The 17710-nt window shown below is 66.3% G+C and carries 12 protein-coding genes; 9 read left to right on the top strand and 3 right to left on the bottom strand.

Features of this window, described 5'->3' with window-relative positions:
• Positions 1–9: 9 nt before the first annotated feature.
• On the bottom strand, positions 10–741 hold the full coding sequence (locus KGA65_RS14460; protein WP_225863818.1) for a TetR/AcrR family transcriptional regulator: 732 nt from the start codon (positions 739–741) through the stop codon (positions 10–12).
• A gap of 154 nt (positions 742–895) precedes the next feature.
• On the opposite strand from KGA65_RS14460, the gene KGA65_RS14465 reads away from it, so the two are divergent.
• The 6 genes from KGA65_RS14465 to KGA65_RS14490 are packed head-to-tail and all read left to right on the top strand — an operon-like array spanning position 896 to position 9223.
• Entirely contained in the window at positions 896–2068 is a 1173-nt protein-coding gene (locus KGA65_RS14465; protein ID WP_225863819.1) for an isovaleryl-CoA dehydrogenase, read from the top strand.
• A 44-nt stretch (positions 2069–2112) separates the two neighbouring features.
• Positions 2113–3825, top strand: a complete 1713-nt coding sequence (locus KGA65_RS14470; protein ID WP_225863820.1) for an AMP-binding protein — start codon at positions 2113–2115, stop codon at positions 3823–3825.
• Positions 3822–5456: a carboxyl transferase domain-containing protein gene (locus KGA65_RS14475; protein ID WP_225863821.1), complete on the top strand. Its 1635-nt coding sequence runs from the start codon at positions 3822–3824 to the stop codon at positions 5454–5456. Before KGA65_RS14470 ends, KGA65_RS14475 begins: the two co-directional genes overlap by 4 nt.
• 8 nt (positions 5457–5464) lie before the next feature.
• The gene (locus KGA65_RS14480) at positions 5465–6250 is read left to right on the top strand and encodes an enoyl-CoA hydratase/isomerase family protein (protein WP_225863822.1); all 786 of its coding nucleotides are present in this window, start codon (positions 5465–5467) and stop codon (positions 6248–6250) included.
• Positions 6251–6281: 31 nt separating this feature from the next.
• Positions 6282–8300 (top strand): acetyl/propionyl/methylcrotonyl-CoA carboxylase subunit alpha, encoded by a 2019-nt coding sequence (locus KGA65_RS14485; protein WP_225863823.1) that lies wholly within the window; start codon positions 6282–6284, stop codon positions 8298–8300.
• 5 nt (positions 8301–8305) lie between these two features.
• Positions 8306–9223, top strand: coding sequence for a hydroxymethylglutaryl-CoA lyase (locus KGA65_RS14490; RefSeq protein ID WP_375142642.1), 918 nt, complete (start codon positions 8306–8308; stop codon positions 9221–9223).
• 78 nt (positions 9224–9301) lie between these two features.
• Here the strand turns inward: KGA65_RS14490 and KGA65_RS14495 are convergent, their stop codons facing one another.
• Positions 9302–9568, bottom strand: a complete 267-nt coding sequence (locus tag KGA65_RS14495) for a VF530 family protein (RefSeq protein ID WP_225863825.1) — start codon at positions 9566–9568, stop codon at positions 9302–9304.
• A gap of 598 nt (positions 9569–10166) precedes the next feature.
• Between KGA65_RS14495 and KGA65_RS14500 the strand changes: the two genes are divergently transcribed.
• Both KGA65_RS14500 and KGA65_RS14505 read left to right on the top strand, forming a co-directional pair.
• Positions 10167–12398 (top strand): hypothetical protein, encoded by a 2232-nt coding sequence (locus KGA65_RS14500; protein ID WP_225863826.1) that lies wholly within the window; start codon positions 10167–10169, stop codon positions 12396–12398.
• Positions 12398–14110, top strand: coding sequence for a LeoA/HP0731 family dynamin-like GTPase (locus KGA65_RS14505; RefSeq protein WP_225863827.1), 1713 nt, complete (start codon positions 12398–12400; stop codon positions 14108–14110). Before KGA65_RS14500 ends, KGA65_RS14505 begins: the two co-directional genes overlap by 1 nt.
• Positions 14111–14299: 189 nt before the next feature.
• Here the strand turns inward: KGA65_RS14505 and KGA65_RS14510 are convergent, their stop codons facing one another.
• On the bottom strand, positions 14300–15817 hold the full coding sequence (locus KGA65_RS14510) for an extracellular catalytic domain type 2 short-chain-length polyhydroxyalkanoate depolymerase (protein ID WP_225863828.1): 1518 nt from the start codon (positions 15815–15817) through the stop codon (positions 14300–14302).
• A 300-nt stretch (positions 15818–16117) separates the two neighbouring features.
• Here KGA65_RS14510 and KGA65_RS14515 point away from each other — a divergent pair, with 300 nt between their 5' ends.
• Positions 16118–17695, top strand: coding sequence for a methyl-accepting chemotaxis protein (locus KGA65_RS14515; RefSeq protein ID WP_225863829.1), 1578 nt, complete (start codon positions 16118–16120; stop codon positions 17693–17695).
• Positions 17696–17710: the final 15 nt, after the last annotated feature.

Genomic DNA, 17710 nt, shown 5'->3' on the forward strand with positions numbered 1-17710 from the left:
GATTCAAGCTCAACCCTCGCCGGCCACCCGCACCCGGCCCAGGGCCTCGCCCACCGTCTGGTGGAACTGCCGCAGCGCCGCCAGTTCCCCCTCGGGCGCGGCCAGCGCGGGCCAGAGCATCTCCACCAGGGCGGCAGCGGTGGCCTCCACGTCCAGCTTGTCCGCCCCGGCGGCCCCCTGGCCGATGACCTCCCACAGCAGGTGCTCCACCGGCCCCAGCACCAGCGCGCGCATCAGGCGCAGCGGCAGGTCCTGGCGGATCTCGCCGCGTTCGCGGCCGCGCGCCAGCAGGTCCATCAGCGGCGCGGTGTAGCGGCGCTGCAGCGGCAGAAAGGCCTCGGCGAAATCCTGCCCCTTGCTGCGCCCTTCGGACAGCACCAGCGCGCACAGGCCGGTGCCCTGGATCAGGAACAGCCGCAGGTGGGTGCGCACGAAGTAGGCCAGCTGCTCGCGCGCGGGCCGGTCGGGTGGCATGCCCCCCTCCATCGCCGCGATGATCTCGTCGTACCAGTCGGCGATGACGCGCACGCACAGCTCGCGCTTGCCGTGGAAATAGGTGAACACCGTGGCCTCGGAGACGCCCAGGCGCTGGGCGATCTCGGTGGTGGTGGCGCGCTCGTAGCCCTTTTCGGCGAAGACCTCGCGGCCCACGCGCAGGATGTCGCGCATGCGCTGCTCGCTGCGGGCACTGGTGCCGCCGCGGCGGACGGCGGGCAGCGCGGGCGTGTCGGTGGTGGGCATGGTTGTCATTTTTGAGTGTTACTCAATTTTGTCAGCGCAGCGCCTTTCTCTGCAAGACACCAAAGAGCAGCCCATCATTAGGGAAATCCTCTAGCCCGCGGCAGCCGGTTGTTGAGTGACACTCAAAACAACGATCCGCAGGAGACACCTCACCATGTTCGAATCCACCTTCACCTTCCCGCTGGGCGAGGACATCGCCGCGCTGCGGGAGGCCGTGCGCACCTTCGCCCAGGCCGAGATCGCCCCGCGCGCGGCCCAGGTCGACCGCGACAACCTCTTCCCCGCGGACCTCTGGCGCAAGCTGGGCGAGATGGGCGTGCACGGCCTGACCGTGCCGGAGGAGTACGGCGGCACCGCCATGGGCTATGTGGCCCACATGGTGGCGATGGAGGAGATCAGCCGGGCCAGCGCCTCCGTCGGCCTGTCCTACGGTGCGCACAGCAACCTGTGCATCAACCAGATCAAGCGCAACGGCAGCGCGGCCCAAAAGGCCAAGTACCTGCCCAAGCTGGTCAGCGGCGAGCATGTGGGCGCGCTGGCCATGAGCGAGCCAGGCGCCGGCTCGGACGTGGTGAGCATGACCCTGCGCGCCGAGAAGCAGGGCAACCGCTACGTGCTCAACGGCAGCAAGATGTGGATCACCAATGGCGGCGATGCCGACACCCTGGTGGTCTACGCGAAGACCGAGCCCACCAAGGCCGCCAAGGGCATGACGGCCTTCATCATCGAGAAGGGCTTCCAGGGCTTCAGCCACGGTCACCACCTGGACAAGCTGGGCATGCGCGGCTCCAACACCTTCCCCTTGTTCTTCGACCACTGTGAAGTGCCCGAAGAGAACGTGCTGGGCGGCGAAGGCAATGGCGCCAAGGTGCTGATGAGCGGCCTGGACTACGAGCGCGTGGTGCTGTCCGGCGGGCCGCTGGGCATCATGGCCGCCTGCATGGATGCGGTGGTGCCCTATGTGCACGAACGCAAGCAGTTCGGCCAGCCCATCGGCGAGTTCCAGCTGATGCAGGGCAAGCTGGCCGACATGTACAGCACCTTCCAGGCCTGCCGCGCCTATGCCTATGCGGTGGCCCAGGCCTGCGACCGTGGGGATCATTCCCGCACCCTGCGCAAGGACGCGGCCGGCGTCATCCTCTACACCGCCGAGAAGGCCACCTGGATGGCCGGCGAAGCCATCCAGACCCTGGGCGGCGTGGGCTACACCAAGGAGTTCCCGGTGGAGCGCTTGTGGCGCGATGCCAAGCTCTACGAGATCGGCGCGGGCACCAGCGAAATCCGCCGCATGCTGATCGGCCGCGAGCTGTTCGCCGAGACGATCTGATCCCCCAGCGCACGCCCCACAACCACGAGGCGAGGAGACATCCCATGAGCCAAGGGCCACTGAGCCACAGCCAGGACCACGGCACCACTGACGTGCCGCTGATCGAGGACACCATCGGCGCGCTGTTCGACGCCACCGTGGCCGCCCACCCGCACCGCGAGGCGCTGGTCAGCGTGCACCAGGGCCGGCGCCTGACCTACCAGCAGCTGCAAACCCAGGTGGACCAGCTGGCCAGCGCCCTGCTGCGCCAGGGCCTGCACAAGGGCGACCGCGTCGGCATCTGGTCGCACAACAACGCCGAATGGCTGCTGGTGCAGCTGGCCACGGCCAAGCTGGGCATCATCCTGGTCAACCTGAACCCGGCCTACCGGGTGGCCGAGGTGGAGTACGCGCTCAACAAGGTGGGCTGCAAGGCCATCGTCGCCATGCCGCGCTTCAAGAGCAGCGACTACCTGGGCATGCTGCACGAGCTTGCGCCCGAGCTGCCGCGCTGCGCGCCGGGCGAGCTGGCCTCGCTGCGCCTGCCCCACCTCAAGCTGGTGGTGTGGATCGACGTGGCCGGCCAGGGCGAGGACGTTCCCGGCACCCTGCGCTTCTCCGAGCTGATGGCCCGCGGCCAGGCCGACGACGCCCGCGTGGCCGAGATCGCCGCCACGCTCAAGGCCACCGAGCCGATCAACATCCAGTTCACCAGCGGCACCACCGGCTTCCCCAAGGGCGCCACCCTCACCCACCGCAACATTCTGAACAACGGCTTCTTCGTCGGCGAGGCGATGAAGCTCACCCCCGAGGACCGGCTGTGCGTGCCGGTGCCGCTGTACCACTGCTTCGGCATGGTGATGGGCAACCTGGCCTGCATCACCCACGGCGCGACCATCGTCTACCCGAACGACGGCTTCGACCCGCTGGCCGTGCTGCAGACCGTGCAGGCCGAGCGCTGCACCGCCCTGCACGGCGTGCCCACCATGTTCATCGCCCAGCTGGACCACCCGCGCTTCGCGGAGTTCGACCTGTCCTCGCTGCGCACCGGCATCATGGCCGGCTCGCCCTGCCCCATCGAGGTGATGAAGCGCGTGGTCAGCCTGATGCACATGGAGCAGGTCACCATCGCCTACGGCATGACCGAGACCAGCCCGGTGAGCTGCCAGAGCTCCACCGACACGCCGCTGGACAAGCGCGTGGGCTCGGTGGGCCAGGTGCAGCCGCACCTGGAGGTGAAGATGGTCAGCCCCGACACCGGCGCCGTCACGCCCATCGGCGTGCCCGGCGAGCTGTGCACCCGGGGCTATTCCGTGATGCACGGCTACTGGGACGACGAGGCCAAGACCGCCGAGGCCATCGACGCCGAAGGCTGGATGCACACCGGCGACCTGGCCACCATGGACGCCGAGGGCTACGTCAACATCGTCGGCCGCATCAAGGACATGGTGATCCGCGGCGGCGAGAACCTCTACCCGCGCGAGATCGAGGAATACCTCTACCGCCACCCCAAGGTGCAGGACGTGCAGGTGGTCGGCATCCCCGACAAGCGTTACGGCGAAGAGCTGTGCGCCTGGATCGTGGTCAAGCCCGGCCAGACGCTGACCGAGGACGAGATTCGCCTGTTCTGCCAGGGCCAGATCGCCCACCACAAGGTGCCGCGCTACATCCGCTTCGTCGAGGCCTTCCCGATGACGGTGACCGGCAAGATCCAGAAGTTCAAGATCCGCGAGGCCATGAAGGCCGAGCTGGGACTGCAGGAAGACAGGACCGCATGACCACGCTGAAGACGCAGCTCAACCCCCGCAGCGAAGAAGCCCGGGCCAACGCCCTGGCCATGCGCGCGCTGGTGGACGACCTCAACACCCGCCTGGCCCGCATCGCCCAGGGCGGCGGCGAGGCCGCCCGTGCCAAGCACCTGGCCCGCGGCAAGCTGCTGCCGCGCGAGCGGGTGGAGATGCTGCTGGACCCGGACACGCCCTTCCTGGAGATCGCGCCGATGGCCGCGCACGGCGTCTACCGCGAGGCGGACGCGACGGGCGAGATGGTGGACAGTGCCCCGGCCGCCGGCATGATCGCCGGCATCGGCCGGGTGGCGGGCGTGGAGTGCGTCATCGTCTGCAACGACGCCACCGTCAAGGGCGGCACCTACTACCCGCTGACCGTCAAGAAGCACCTGCGCGCGCAGGAGGTGGCCCGCGAGAACCGCCTGCCCTGCATCTACCTGGTCGATTCCGGCGGCGCCAACCTGCCCAACCAGGACGAGGTCTTCCCCGACCGCGACCACTTCGGCCGCATCTTCTACAACCAGGCCACGATGAGCGGCGAGGGCATCCCGCAGATCGCCGTGGTCATGGGCTCCTGCACCGCCGGCGGCGCCTACGTGCCGGCCATGAGCGACGAGACCATCATCGTCAAGAACCAGGGCACCATCTTCCTGGGCGGCCCGCCGCTGGTGAAGGCCGCCACCGGCGAGGTGGTGAGCGCCGAGGACCTGGGCGGCGGCGACGTGCACACCCGCCTGTCCGGCGTGGCCGACCACCTGGCCGAGAACGATCTGCACGCCCTGGCCCTGGCCCGCCAGGCGGTGAGCCACCTGAACTGGCAGAAGCCCGCGCCGCTGGCGGTGCGCCCGCCGCAGGCCCCGCTCTACCCGGCCGAGGAATTGCTGGCCGTCATCCCCACCGACACCCGCAAGCCCTTCGACGTGCGCGAGATCATCGCCCGCATCGTCGACGGCAGCGAATTCGACGAGTTCAAGGCCCGCTACGGCAGCACCCTGGTCTGCGGCTTCGCCCACATCGAGGGCATGCCGGTGGGCATCGTGGCCAACAACGGCATCCTGTTCGCCGAAAGCGCCAACAAGGGCGCCCACTTCATCGAGCTGTGCTGCCAGCGCAAAATCCCGCTGGTCTTCCTGCAGAACATCACCGGCTTCATGGTGGGCCGCAAGTACGAGAACGAGGGCATCGCCCGCGCCGGCGCCAAGATGGTGACCGCCGTGGCCTGCGCCAATGTGCCCAAGTTCACCGTCATCATCGGCGGCAGCTTCGGCGCCGGCAACTACGGCATGTGCGGCCGCGCCTACTCGCCGCGCTTCCTCTGGATGTGGCCCAACGCCCGCATCAGCGTGATGGGCGGCGAGCAGGCCGCCAGCGTGCTGGCCACGGTCAAGCGCGACGGCATCGAAGCCAAGGGCGGCCAATGGAGCGCCGAGCAGGAAGAGGCCTTCAAGGCCCCGATCCGCCAGCAGTACGAGGTGCAGGGCCACCCGTACTACGCCAGCGCCCGCCTGTGGGACGACGGCATCATCAACCCCGTCGACACCCGTCGCGTGCTGGCCCTGGGCCTGTCGGCCAGCCTCAACGCACCGATCCCGGACGCCAAGTTCGGCGTGTTCCGCATGTGAGGCCGGCGATGACCACCACGCTCGAACTCAAGCGCCCCTCGCCCTTCGTGGCCGAGGTCTGGCTCAACCGGCCGGACGTGCGCAACGCTTTCAACGACCAGGTCATCGCCGAGCTGACCGCCACCTTCCGCGCGCTGTCGCAGGAGAACACGCTGCGCGCCGTGGTGCTGGCCGGCCACGGCAAGGCCTTCTGCGCCGGCGCGGACCTGAACTGGATGCGCGCCATGGCCGACTACAGCTGGGAGCAGAACCGGGCCGACGCCCAGGCCCTGGCCGACATGCTGTGGACGATCCACCAGTGCCCGGTGCCCGTCATCGGCCGCGTGCAGGGCGACTGCTATGCGGGCGGCGTGGGCCTGGCCGCGCTGTGCGACGTGCTGGTGGCCGCCGATGGCGTGCACTTCTGCCTGAGCGAGGCCAAGCTGGGCCTGCTGCCGGCCACCATCGCGCCCTATGTGATCGCTGCCATCGGCCAGCGCGCCGCCCAGCGCTACTTCACCACCGCCGAGCGCTTCAGTGCCGCCGAGGCCCACCGCCTGGGCCTGGTGCACGAACTCTGCCCGGCCGATCAGCTGGACGTCCGCGTGCAGGCCCTGACGGAGGTCCTGGTGGCCAATGGCCCGGCCGCCGTGCGCGCCTGCAAGCGCCTGGTGCAGGACCTGGCCCAGCAGCCCCTGAGCAACGAACTGCGCACCGACACCGCCCGGCGCATCGCCGACATCCGCGGCAGCGCCGAAGGCAAGGAAGGCGTCTCGTCCTTTCTGCAGAAGCGCCCCCCCGCCTGGCTGGCCTGAGCGCCGCCCACCCCGATTGAGCCGAGGCACCATGTTCAAGAAAATCCTCATCGCCAACCGAGGCGAAATCGCCTGCCGTGTGGCCCAGACCGCGCGCCGCCTGGGCGTGCGCACCGTGGCCGTCTATTCCGAGGCCGACGCCCAGGCCGCCCATGTCGGCGCCTGCGACGAGGCCGTGCCCATCGGCGGCCTGGCCGCCAAGGACAGCTACCTGCAGTGGCAGCGCATCCTGGAGGCGGCCAAGGCCACCGGCGCCCAGGCCGTGCACCCGGGCTACGGCTTTCTGAGCGAGAACGAGGACTTCGCCCGCGCCTGCGCCGCCGCCGGCCTGGTCTTCATCGGCCCGCCGCCCGAGGCCATTGCCGCCATGGGCAGCAAGGCCGCCGCCAAGGCCCTGATGGCCGAGGCCGGCGTGCCGCTGGAGCCCGGCTACCACGGTGACAACAACGACCCGCAGTTCCTGCTGGGCCAGGCCGAGGCCATCGGCTTTCCGGTGCTGATCAAGGCCAGCGCCGGCGGCGGTGGCCGTGGCATGCGCCGGGTGGACCGCGCCGAGGACTTCGTCGCCGCCCTGGCCTCCTGCCAGCGTGAGGCCGCCGCCAGCTTTGGCAACGACCATGTGCTGGTGGAGCGCTACGTCACCCGCCCGCGCCACATCGAGATCCAGGTCTTCGCCGACACCCAGGGCCAGTGCGTCTACCTGTTCGAGCGGGACTGCTCGGTGCAGCGCCGCCACCAGAAGGTGCTGGAAGAGGCCCCCGCCCCCGGCCTGTCGGCCGAGCGCCGGGCCGAGATGGGCGCCGCCGCGGTGGCCGCGGCCCAGGCCGTGGGCTATGTGGGCGCGGGCACGGTGGAGTTCATCGCCGAGGAACGCGACGACGGCGACATCCGCTTCTATTTCATGGAGATGAACACCCGCCTGCAGGTGGAGCATCCCGTGACCGAGGCCATCACCGGCCTGGACCTGGTGGAATGGCAGTTGCGCGTGGCCGCCGGCCAGCCCCTGCCGCGCCGGCAGGACGAGCTGCGCATCCACGGCCACGCCGTCGAGGCCCGCATCTGCGCCGAGAACCCGGACGCCGGCTTCCTGCCCGCCACCGGCACGCTGCAGGTGCTGCGTTGGCCCGCCCACGTGGCCTTCCAGCGCGGGGGCGATGCGCTGACGCCCGCGCCGGTGCGGGTGGATGCCGGCGTGCGCGAGGGCGACGCCATCAGCCCGCACTACGACTCGATGGTGGCCAAGCTCATCGTCTGGGGCGAAGACCGCGCCCAGGCCCTGGCCCGGCTGGACGCCGCGCTGCGCGACACCCACATCGTCGGCCTGGTCACCAACGTGGCCTTCCTGCGCCGGGTGGTGGGCAGCCGCGCCTTCGCCACCGCCGACCTGGACACCGCGCTGATCGAGCGCGAGCGCCCCGCCCTGTTCGGCCACGCCGGCCTGCCGCTGGAGGTGGCTGCCGCGGGCGCGGTGGCCCACCAGTTGCACCGCGAGCAGGCGCTGGAGAGCACCAACCCCTGGAGCCGCCGCGACGGCTGGCGCCTGCACGGCGGCGCGCGCCGCCGCATCGACCTGGCCCTGGGCGGCGAGCATCATGGCTTCACGCTGGCTCGCCTGCACGACGGCGCGCTGCGCCTGGGCCTGGGCGACCAGCACTGGCCCCTGGGCTGGCGCGCCCTGGGCGAACAGCGCTACGAGTTGCTGCTGGCCGGCCAACGCCATGTGCTGGCCGTGCACGCCGCGGGCGAAACGCTGGCGGTGTTCGGCGAGCATGGCAGCCTGGAGCTGACCGAGTACGACCCGATCGCCCATGCGACCGACCAGGGCGGTGGCGGTGGCTCACTGACCGCGCCCATGCCCGGCAAGGTGGTGGCCCTGCTGGTACAGGCCGGCGCCACCGTCACGGCCGGCCAGCCGCTGGCGGTGATGGAGGCGATGAAGATGGAACACACCCTGCACGCCCCGCGCGACGGCGTGGTGGGCGAGCTGCTCTATGCCGTGGGCGACCAGGTGAGCGAAGGCGCCGCGCTGCTCACGCTGGCCGGAGAATGAGCCCCATGAGCACCGCCAACCTCCCCGCCCGCGTCACCCTGGTCGAGGTGGGCCCGCGCGACGGCCTGCAGAACGAGAAGCAGACCGTCCCGGCCGCCACCAAGATCGAGCTCGTCCACCGCCTGCAGGCCGCCGGCCTGCGCGAGATCGAGGTCACCAGCTTCGTCAGCCCCAAGTGGGTGCCGCAGATGGCCGACAACGCCGAGGTGATGGCCGGCGTGCAGCGCCAGCCCGGCGTGCGCTACTCGGTGCTGACGCCCAACCTGAAGGGATGGGAAGCGGCCGCTGCCACGCAGCCGGACGAGATCGTCGTCTTCGGCGCCGCCAGCGAAGCCTTCAGCCAGAAAAACATCAACTGCTCCATCGCCGAATCCATCGAGCGCTTCGCGCCGGTGGTGGCCGCCGCCCGCGCCGCGGGCGTCAAGGTGCGCGGCGCCATCTCCTGCGCGGTGGGCTGCCCCTACGAGGGCGCCATCGCCCCCGAGCGGGTCGAACTGGTGGCTCGGCTGATGGCCGAGATCGGCGTGCAGCACGTGGGCGTGGCCGACACCATCGGCGTGGGCACCCCAAGCCAGGTGCAGCGCGCGCTGGAGGCCGCGCTGCGCCACTTCCCGCTGGCGGAGGTGAGCGGGCATTTCCACGACACCTACGGCATGGCCCTGGCCAATGTCTACGCCAGCCTGGAGCTGGGCATCCACACCTTCGACGCCAGCGTCTCCGGCCTGGGCGGCTGCCCCTACGCCAAGGGCGCCACCGGCAACGTGGCCACCGAGGACGTGGTCTATCTGCTGCACGGCCTGGGCATCGACACCGGCATCGACCTGGACGCCCTGATCGACGCCGGCGCCTTCATCCGCGACGCGCTGGGCCAGGCCAATGGCTCGCGCACGGCACGGGCGCTGCTGGCCAAGCGCGGCGCCTGACAGACATACCACCGCGGCATTCCACAGCAATGGCCCGCTGACACCGAGATTGACTGACTGCCCGCTCGCCAGCGCAGCTCAGGAGCTGGCCTGGCGCTTCCGCTCCCGCAGCATGAACAAATAGAGCCCTTCGACCTTCTCGCGCGCCCACGGCGTCTTGCGCAGGAACTTCAGGCTCGACTTGACGCTGGGCTCGAAGGCGAAGCAGCGCAACGGAATGCGCGCGTCCAGACCCTCCCAGCCGTACTCCTCGCTGAGGGCCGTCACGATGGCTTCCAGCGTCAGGCCGTGCAAGGGGTTGCGCGGCTGTGCGGGCGGTGGCACGGGTGGTGATGCATCGTTCATGAGGCGATTGTCGTCGTCCGTGGGTTGGTCAACTCGGGACTGCGATTGGCCTGAAGCCGGCAGTTGCATCCGCCCTTGGCAGGCAGAAAGTGGTCGTTCACCAGCGGTTGCTTTGCAGCCGCTCAGTCCGCGATCTACGGGCGTCCAAGAAACCCCGGGACGATTTTCAACATCGTTGGCAACGCTACGCCTTCGGTGACCATCATCACGGCCGGCCATATTTAGCTCATCCAGTGAGCTACTCGGCATCAAGAATGAGCGAACCTCAACGGAAATTTGACAGAGGGAATCAGATGAGGCCCAACAACTCCCCGCTAGAGCACCTCGCCGCGTTCGCTATCGCGTTCACGATGGGCGTAGTCTCGACCGTCGCCATCTCGGTCTACGGAAAGCGCATGGCGCGCGCCGGTGCCGAGAACCAGAAGCCCACCCGTTCCTGAAGAAGCTGGTTTCCTAGGCGGTGTCGTCATTGGCGAACTGTTAAATAGTTGGCCTATCTCTAGGGAACATCTCGACCACGTGGTCGGAATTCGATTTGCACGGGCGCCAAGCTCTTACTATCAACCAAAATTCAAAAACTACGCACAGGGGAGAAGCCTTGCTTGCTGATTCTGACGCACCGATACGTCAGCGCTCCACCAAGAAGGCGCTGCATTCCAAGGAGCTCTACACGGAGCTGGCCTTGGAAATCAAGTTCATCCTCAGGACGTTGGAGGACCTGACCGACGACCCCGGAGCCAGCGGCGTCCGGGCGTCCGTCAGTGCCATCCTCGAACCGCTCCGGCGCGACACCGGCGGGCGTATCGCCGAACTCGACGAGCATGCCGAGTGGGGCACATTTACTATTGCCTTCTACGGGGAAACCAACGCAGGTAAGTCAACTCTAATCGAAACGCTTCGCATCCTCCTCGATGAGCCCAGTAAGCTCCACGAGCGGCGCCTGTTCGCCGAAGTGCAGCAGAAGCATGGTCTAAGCAGCGAGGACATCCGCGCTGCTGAGGCTGCGATAGCAGCAGCAGAGCAGCAACTTCAAGCAGGCGCTGCTCGCCAAGCCCAGGAGATAGATACTCTGGAAGCGAGGGTGGCCGAGGCAAGCCGACTGGCTGGAGAGGCTCAAGCCGCAGCGGCAACCTGGAAATCGTCTGTCAATCTCTGGAATCGCGTAATGGCGATCCTCAGGGGTAGCCCCGCTCAGCAAGCCGTGGAAGAAAAAAGCCGGCAGCTGCGCGATGCTGCTGCCGCGCGGACGCAGGCTGCGGATGAGCATGCTGCAGCCATGAGTGGGCTGCGGGCAACTCTTGCCGCCAAGCAAGCAGCGCTGGAGCGTATCCAGTCCCAAGTCGGGATGCTGGCAGAGCATGCGGACGGTCGCATCATCGGAACCGGTCGCTCTGACTTCACGCTGAAGTCCCAGATCTACAACTTCGAATGCAACGGCCAGAAGTTCGCTCTGATTGATGTTCCAGGTATTGAGGGCAGCGAGGCTAAGGTCGAGAGCGCGATTTGGGAAGCGGTTCAGAAGGCACATGCAGTCTTCTACGTGACGCCGAAGCCTGCCGCGCCGCAAATGGGCGACGAAGGCCATAACGGTACGCTCCAGAAAATCAAACTGCACCTCGGGAGCCAGACCGAGGTCTGGACCATCTACAACAAGGGCGCTACGAATCCTCTGGCGCTGTCCGGGGACAAGCTCCTTACCCTTGACGAGCAGCGCAGCCTCAAAGAGCTTGACCGAAAGCTGAGGGGCGAACTCGGGGACAGCTATGCGAAGACCATCTCGGTCAGTGCCAGGCCGGCATACCTTGCTGTGGCCGAGTGCCACGTCCCCGGAGGGTCAGATGCCAAGGCCAGGGACAAGTTCATGGCCAAGCTCCCAAAGAATGAGCTTCTGGCGCGATCGAACATAGGTGCGCTGGTCGAGCTCCTGTCCGGTAAGCTTGTGCTGGGACAGCAGGACAAGATTCTGAAGTCAAATCTGTCTAAGGCCCAGAAGTTGGTAAGCCACGCTCACGCAGAGGTGTCTGCCGTGTACGAGGAGAAGTTAAAGCCATACAAGGCTGAGCTCAATGGTCTCGTCAGGGACTCCTCGCGTCAGTTGGACCTCAGCGCTGACGCCTTGGTTGCAAGACTTGAAGTCAGCGTCGTTGGCGCAGTCGATTCGTTCGTCAGCGGGCTGCGCGCTTCGACCTACAAGTACATCGACGGCGACGTAGCAAACGATGATCTTCGTGTTTTCTTCAGGAAACAACGCGACAACCTAAGTGAAGTGCTTGGAACTGAGCTGAAGCGGGAGGTTGAAGCTGAGCTGGTCACGTTCCGTGAGGAAATCGCCAACTCGCTGGAACGCTTTCGGCAGTTCGCTGAAGACTTGCAGGTTTCGCTTGGCGACCTAACGGTTGCGGGCAAATCTGCTGGCCTCAAGCTCGAATTTCCGAGCGGCGTGGATTGGATCAGTGCCATTTCAGCCCTTGTCGGAGGTGCCTTGCTCTTCTGGAATCCGATTGGTTGGTATGGCATTGCCGCGGGTGCAGTCAGTCTGGTTATCTCCGCGGCGAAGGCACTGTACGGAGTCATTAGCAGTGACTACAAGAAGGCGCAGCAGCGCAAGGCGATCGACCAGCAGCTTGGGTCTATCCGCGACTCCGCCTTGGAGGCTATACGGGAGCAGGTGGAACGATGCACAACCAGCGTCCTGGAACAAGTGGACCTCATAAAGCAGTTGATGTCTCGCCCGCTGGTGCAGGCCGGCGAGGTCAACAAGGCCATCAAGAAGTCGATCGACAAACTACAGAAGCTAGCTGGCTCGCTGGAGCCTCAGGGAGTGGAATGATGAATACGACGCTGGAGAAATTCAAATTGCAGCAGGAGCAAGCCACCGCGCTTCTGAGCAAGGTCAAGGAGTTCCTCAAACAGGGGCAAAAGGTCGGTGTGCCGATAGATGATTCCCTGGTCGACAAGGTCGAGCGCGCCATCCGAGAGGCCGGGGGCGGTAGGCTCAAGATTGTTCTGGTTGGCGGCTTCTCCGAGGGAAAGACCTCGATCGCCGCGGCCTGGATCGGGCGGCTAGATCGCTCGACGATGAAGATCAGCCACGAAGAGTCTTCCGACGAGGTTGCAAGCTACGTGGTTGGCAACGACATCCTCATTCTCGACACGCCGGGCCTGTTCGGCTTTAAAGAGAAGACCGCTGCTGATAAAGCGACTGCAGAACGGTACAAGGACATCACGCGCAAGTACATCAGCGAGGCGCACCTCGTTCTCTACGTGATGGATCCGAAGAATCCCATCAAGCAGAGCCATGGCGAGGAGCTCAAATGGCTGTTCAGGTCGCTGAATTTGTTACCGAGAACCGTGTTCGTGCTCAGTCGCTTCGACCTTGTGGCCGATGTGGAGGACTTGGAGGATTTTCGGCGGAATCTTCAGGTGAAGCGCTCGATGGTCATCTCACGCCTTGGCGAGGAGATTCAGCTTTTGCCAGAGGAGCAAGAGGTCCTGTCGGTCGTTGCCGTAGCGGCGAACCCATTTGACCTCGGTGTCGAGCATTGGCTGGCCAACCCCGAGCAGTTCGGCGCGCTCTCCCACATCTCAGACCTCCAGCGTGCGACGAGCGTGAAGGTCGAACAAAGTGGCGGTCCCTTGGCGGTTGTTCAAGCGACGAAGCAATCCGTCATCCGGGATGTTCTGACCAAGCAGCTTCCCGTCGCCGTTAAAGTAGATGCCCAGATCCAGGCGGAGCTTGAGAAGCTCGATTCAGCGAATGGCCGTCTTCAGAAGCAGCTGACAACCGTCAAAGGTCGCATCTCCGATGTCCGGATTGGGCTAAGGAAGTTCGTGACGACCTACTTCACCGACCTCATCCTGCAGGCCAGGGGTCTGGACCAGAACACCTATGTTGACTTCTTCGAGCGGGAGATTGGCAACGAAGGCGTCGTCCTGGCCGCTAAGCTGCAGAGCGAATTCGAACGCCAACTGAATTCGGTCAAGCTGGAGTTGACAAATCTCAGTGTCAGCGTCGATGCCGAGGTCAACCACTTCAACGCCGCGGTCCGGTCCTACGGCAAGCAAGGGGTCGACTACCTGATTGGCGGAAAGCTCATCAACGGTCAGAGCGTGAAAGCTGCCAGAGACGGTATCGCGGCCACGGCGAAGGTAGTAGGTCTGGACTTGGGCAAGTACCTCAAGTTCAAGCCTTGGGGTGCGGTGAAGCTGGCAAAGACCCTCAACGGAGCTGTCGCCATTGTCGGGTTGGCCTTCGACCTGTGGGAGATGTGGGAGAGCAACCAGCGTGAGCGCGCCTTCCGAAAGTCCATCGAGAAGCTGATTGAGAACTTCGAGGCGCAGCGCATGGACCTGATGAGCCTCATCGACAGTCCCGACTTCGAGAGCAAGTTCTTTGCGGACTACGAGAACCTTTCAGGTCAAGCTCAGGAGCTGGCTTTCAGCCTTGAAGAACGGCAGGCCAAGCACAAGGAATTCCAAGCTTGGCGGGCCCAGGCTGAAGCGCTGGATGCTGAAGTGCGGACGCTCAGCTCGGCGAGCTAAGGACGACTGCGCTCTCAGCTCGCTACTACGTAGTGGTTCTTCGCCAGCTGTTCCAGCGCAGGTCCTCTGCCTTCGGTGAACTGCCCCCAAGAAGTTGGACGAACTTCAAGGGGTCAGTTCAATCCGGGGCGGTTCAACTCGCCACTCCCGGCTCAACTGAGCCTGACCTGCGCCCCCTTTTCCCGGCCCTCAGGGACAGCTGCCAATGACGTAGTAGTTCGTCCCGGTCTGCTTCAGCGTGGTGGTGACGAAGACGTTCCACAGGCCCATATTCTGGTTGGAGCCGTTGGCATAGGCGTAGCCGCCGCTCTGGTGGGCCCGGCCGGCCGTGGTGTGCGCGTAGTTGCTGGCGGTGAAGCAGGTGGCGGCCGCGCCAGTGGTTGTGGCGCTGACCGCGGCCGAGAGCGCGCCCTGCGCGCCGCCGCTGTCCAGGGCGGCCACGGTCCAGCTGTAGGTGGTGGCGGGCGACAGGCCGCTGTCCACGTAGCTGGTGGCGGTGACGGCCGTGCTGTCCACCTGCACGCCGTTGCGGAACACGTGGTAGCCCACCGCGCCGCTGACCGCGTTCCAACCGAGGGTCATGGTGGTGTCGGTGGCCCCTGAAGCCACCAGCCCGGTGGGCGCAGGCAGCGCGCCTCCGCCGCCGCCACCGCCCGAGCCGGAGGACACCTGGTCCACCATGGCCTTGATGGCCTGCGCCTGGGTGCCGGCCCGTTGGGCAAAGTTGCCGCCGTACCAGCCCACCCAATCCCAGCAGCCGTTGGGGTTGGCCAGCGAGCCGCTGGCGGCGGTGCTGCGGGCGGTGTTGTCCACCTTCGTCTGCGGGAAGAGCACGACGATGCTGTTGGTGTCGGCCCAGCGGGCGTAGCCGGTGTTCTTCAGGAACTTGTCGCCGATGGTGGCGACATTCTGCTGGCAGCCATGCAAGGCCACATGCAGGCGGCACACCGCCCCGCTGGCGCAGTTGGCCGGCACATAGAGCCAGCCGGTGGCGGCCATGCCGGGGTTGCCGGCGGTGTAGGGCGTCTGGTCGAACTCGATGTAATTGGCCGTGGCCGGTGCATCGTTGCGCGCATTGAGCGTGCCGTAGAACTGGCTCAGCACCGCCTTGGCACCGTCATAGCTGCAGTTGGCGATGTAGGGCGAGGCGCTGGTGCCGCAGCTGTTGTTGCCGGTGGTGGCAAAGTCGGTGGGGAACACATGCGCCGTGCCGCTGCGCTGCACATAGCTCAGGTTGGCGGCCGGCACGCCGTTGTTGGTGTACTGGGTCTGCACCGCGTTCATCGGCTTGGGGCCCACCGTGGTGTCGCTGGTGCCCACGAACATGAACACCTTTTGCCCGGCCACGTTGGCCAGGGGGTCGATGGCGGTGCCGCTCCAGTTGTTCAGGTCCGCCTGCAGGGTGCTGAGCATGCTGCTGGAGATGCTGGCGTTGTACATGCAGGCGGTGTAGTTGCTGTGGCCCGCGCACATGTACGGCCCGCCGGCAAACACCCCCACGCCCTTGAAGGTGCCCGAATACGCATAGCCCAGCTGATTGGCCATGAAGCCCCCCGAGGACAGGCCCGAGACGGTGATCTGGCCGGTGTCGATGTTCAGCTGTGGCAGGGCCACGGCGGCCGTGGCGGTGGTGGATGCAGAGGCAAGGGTCAGCGCGGCCAGCAGCACCGCCACGCCCTGCGCCCGAAGATGGGCAAAGCTTGTCATGGCTTGTCTCCCTGAGTGGATGAATCCGCACGCAACAGGTGACAGGCCGTGTTGTTCTGAAATGCTGAGGCCCGCACCTGGGAGGCGGCGGGTCATCGTAGGGGGCAGGCCGAGCGCGTGGGACAGGTCTTTTCCCTGACACCCGGGCAGGCACCAACCAGGCCCGGGGATGGGAATGCCGCGACCGCAGACCGGCCCTGCTGGAAACCTGTCAGATGAAGACTACAAAAAGCCCTCAACCGCGAGGACTGCCTGGTCGATAAGTGCGGGAGTATCCGCATGTCATCGCAAAGGACCACCATGCCCTTCTTCAAGAGAATGAGTCTCAGCCAGCGCCTCTATGCGGTTTCGCTTGCCCTCATCGTCGCGCTGCTGGCCGTCACGGCCAGCACCTGGCTTCAGTTGCGCGAAGTCCGCGAGCTGGCCCACCGTACCGGCGACATCAAGGTCCAGCAGCTGAGCTTGATCGGCAGCACCGAGTTGAAGATCGCGCAGGCACTCTCGGACATCCGGCAGGCCATGCTGGCGGGCACCCCGCAGGAGATGGAGCTTGCAGCCAAGGCCCTGCAGACACGACGCCAGGACATCACCAAGAACGACAACGAGTTCCTGGCGCAGATCAACGACCAGGCGAGCCGCGATGTGTTCAAGCGTGACTGGCTGGATCTGCAGGAGGCCTCCTGGCCTGTGGCGGAGAAGAACCTGGACCTGGTCCGGTCGGGACAGCACGAGGCCGCCCTGGCCATGCTGGCAGAGACCACCACGCCGCAGTTCGCCAAGATCCAGAAGTGGCTCAGCGAAGAGCGCAGCCGTCAGACCCAGGTGTTGGGAAAAGACGTGGCGACCATCGGCAGCAATGTCGATGAAATCCGCCTTCAGCTGACGGTGCTGGTTGCCGCAGTGGCGGCCGGTCTGGTCGCGCTCTCGTGGTTCATTGCGCGTTCGCTGCGGACACGGGTCGCCCAGGCACAGATCGTCGCCGACCGCGTCAAGCAGGGCGACTTCTCCACCACCGTCCAGGACACCGCGGTGGACGAGTTCAGCCCCTTGCTGGCCACGCTGGCCGCCATGCAGGCCTCACTGACCGAGGTCGTGGCCCAGGTGCGCGGCAGCGCTGAAAGCGTGGCCACGGCCAGTGCCGAGATCGCCCAGGGCAACCAGGACCTCAGCCAACGCACCGAGGAGCAGGCCGGCGCGCTGCAGCAAACCGCAGCCACCATGCATCAGCTGGGCTCCACGGTGCGCACCAATGCCGACAGTGCCCACCAGGCCAATCAACTGGCCCAGGGTGCGTCCAGCGTGGCCACCCAGGGCGGCGCCATCGTCGAGCAGGTGGTGGCCACGATGCAGGGCATCAGCGGCAGCAGCCGCAAGATCGGCGACATCATCGGGGTGATCGACGGGATCGCCTTCCAGACCAACATCCTGGCGCTGAATGCCGCGGTGGAAGCGGCGCGTGCCGGGGAACAAGGACGCGGCTTTGCCGTCGTCGCAGGCGAGGTGCGCACGCTGGCGCAACGCAGCGCCGAGGCGGCCCGGGAGATCAAGCGCCTGATCACCAGCAACGTCGAACAGGTGGATCAGGGCGCAGCCCTGGTCGACCAGGCCGGCAAGACGATGGACGAGATCGTGCGCTCCATCAAGCAGGTCAGCGACATCGTGGGTGAGATCAGCTCCGCCTCGACCGAACAGAGCGATGGCGTCGTGCAGGTGGTCAACGCCGTGGGCCAGATGGACCAGGTGACGCAGCAGAACGCCGCCCTGGTGGAACAGAGCGCTGCCGCGGCCGAGAGCATGAAGAACCAGGCTCAGCAGCTGGTGCAGGCCGTCTCGGTCTTCAAGTTGGCGGGCCCCCATCGGATGGCCTCGATGGCCTGAGCCTCTGACGGCTCC

It is taken from the genome of Ideonella benzenivorans, from assembly GCF_020387415.1.
Classification (GTDB): domain Bacteria; phylum Pseudomonadota; class Gammaproteobacteria; order Burkholderiales; family Burkholderiaceae_C; genus Ideonella; species Ideonella benzenivorans.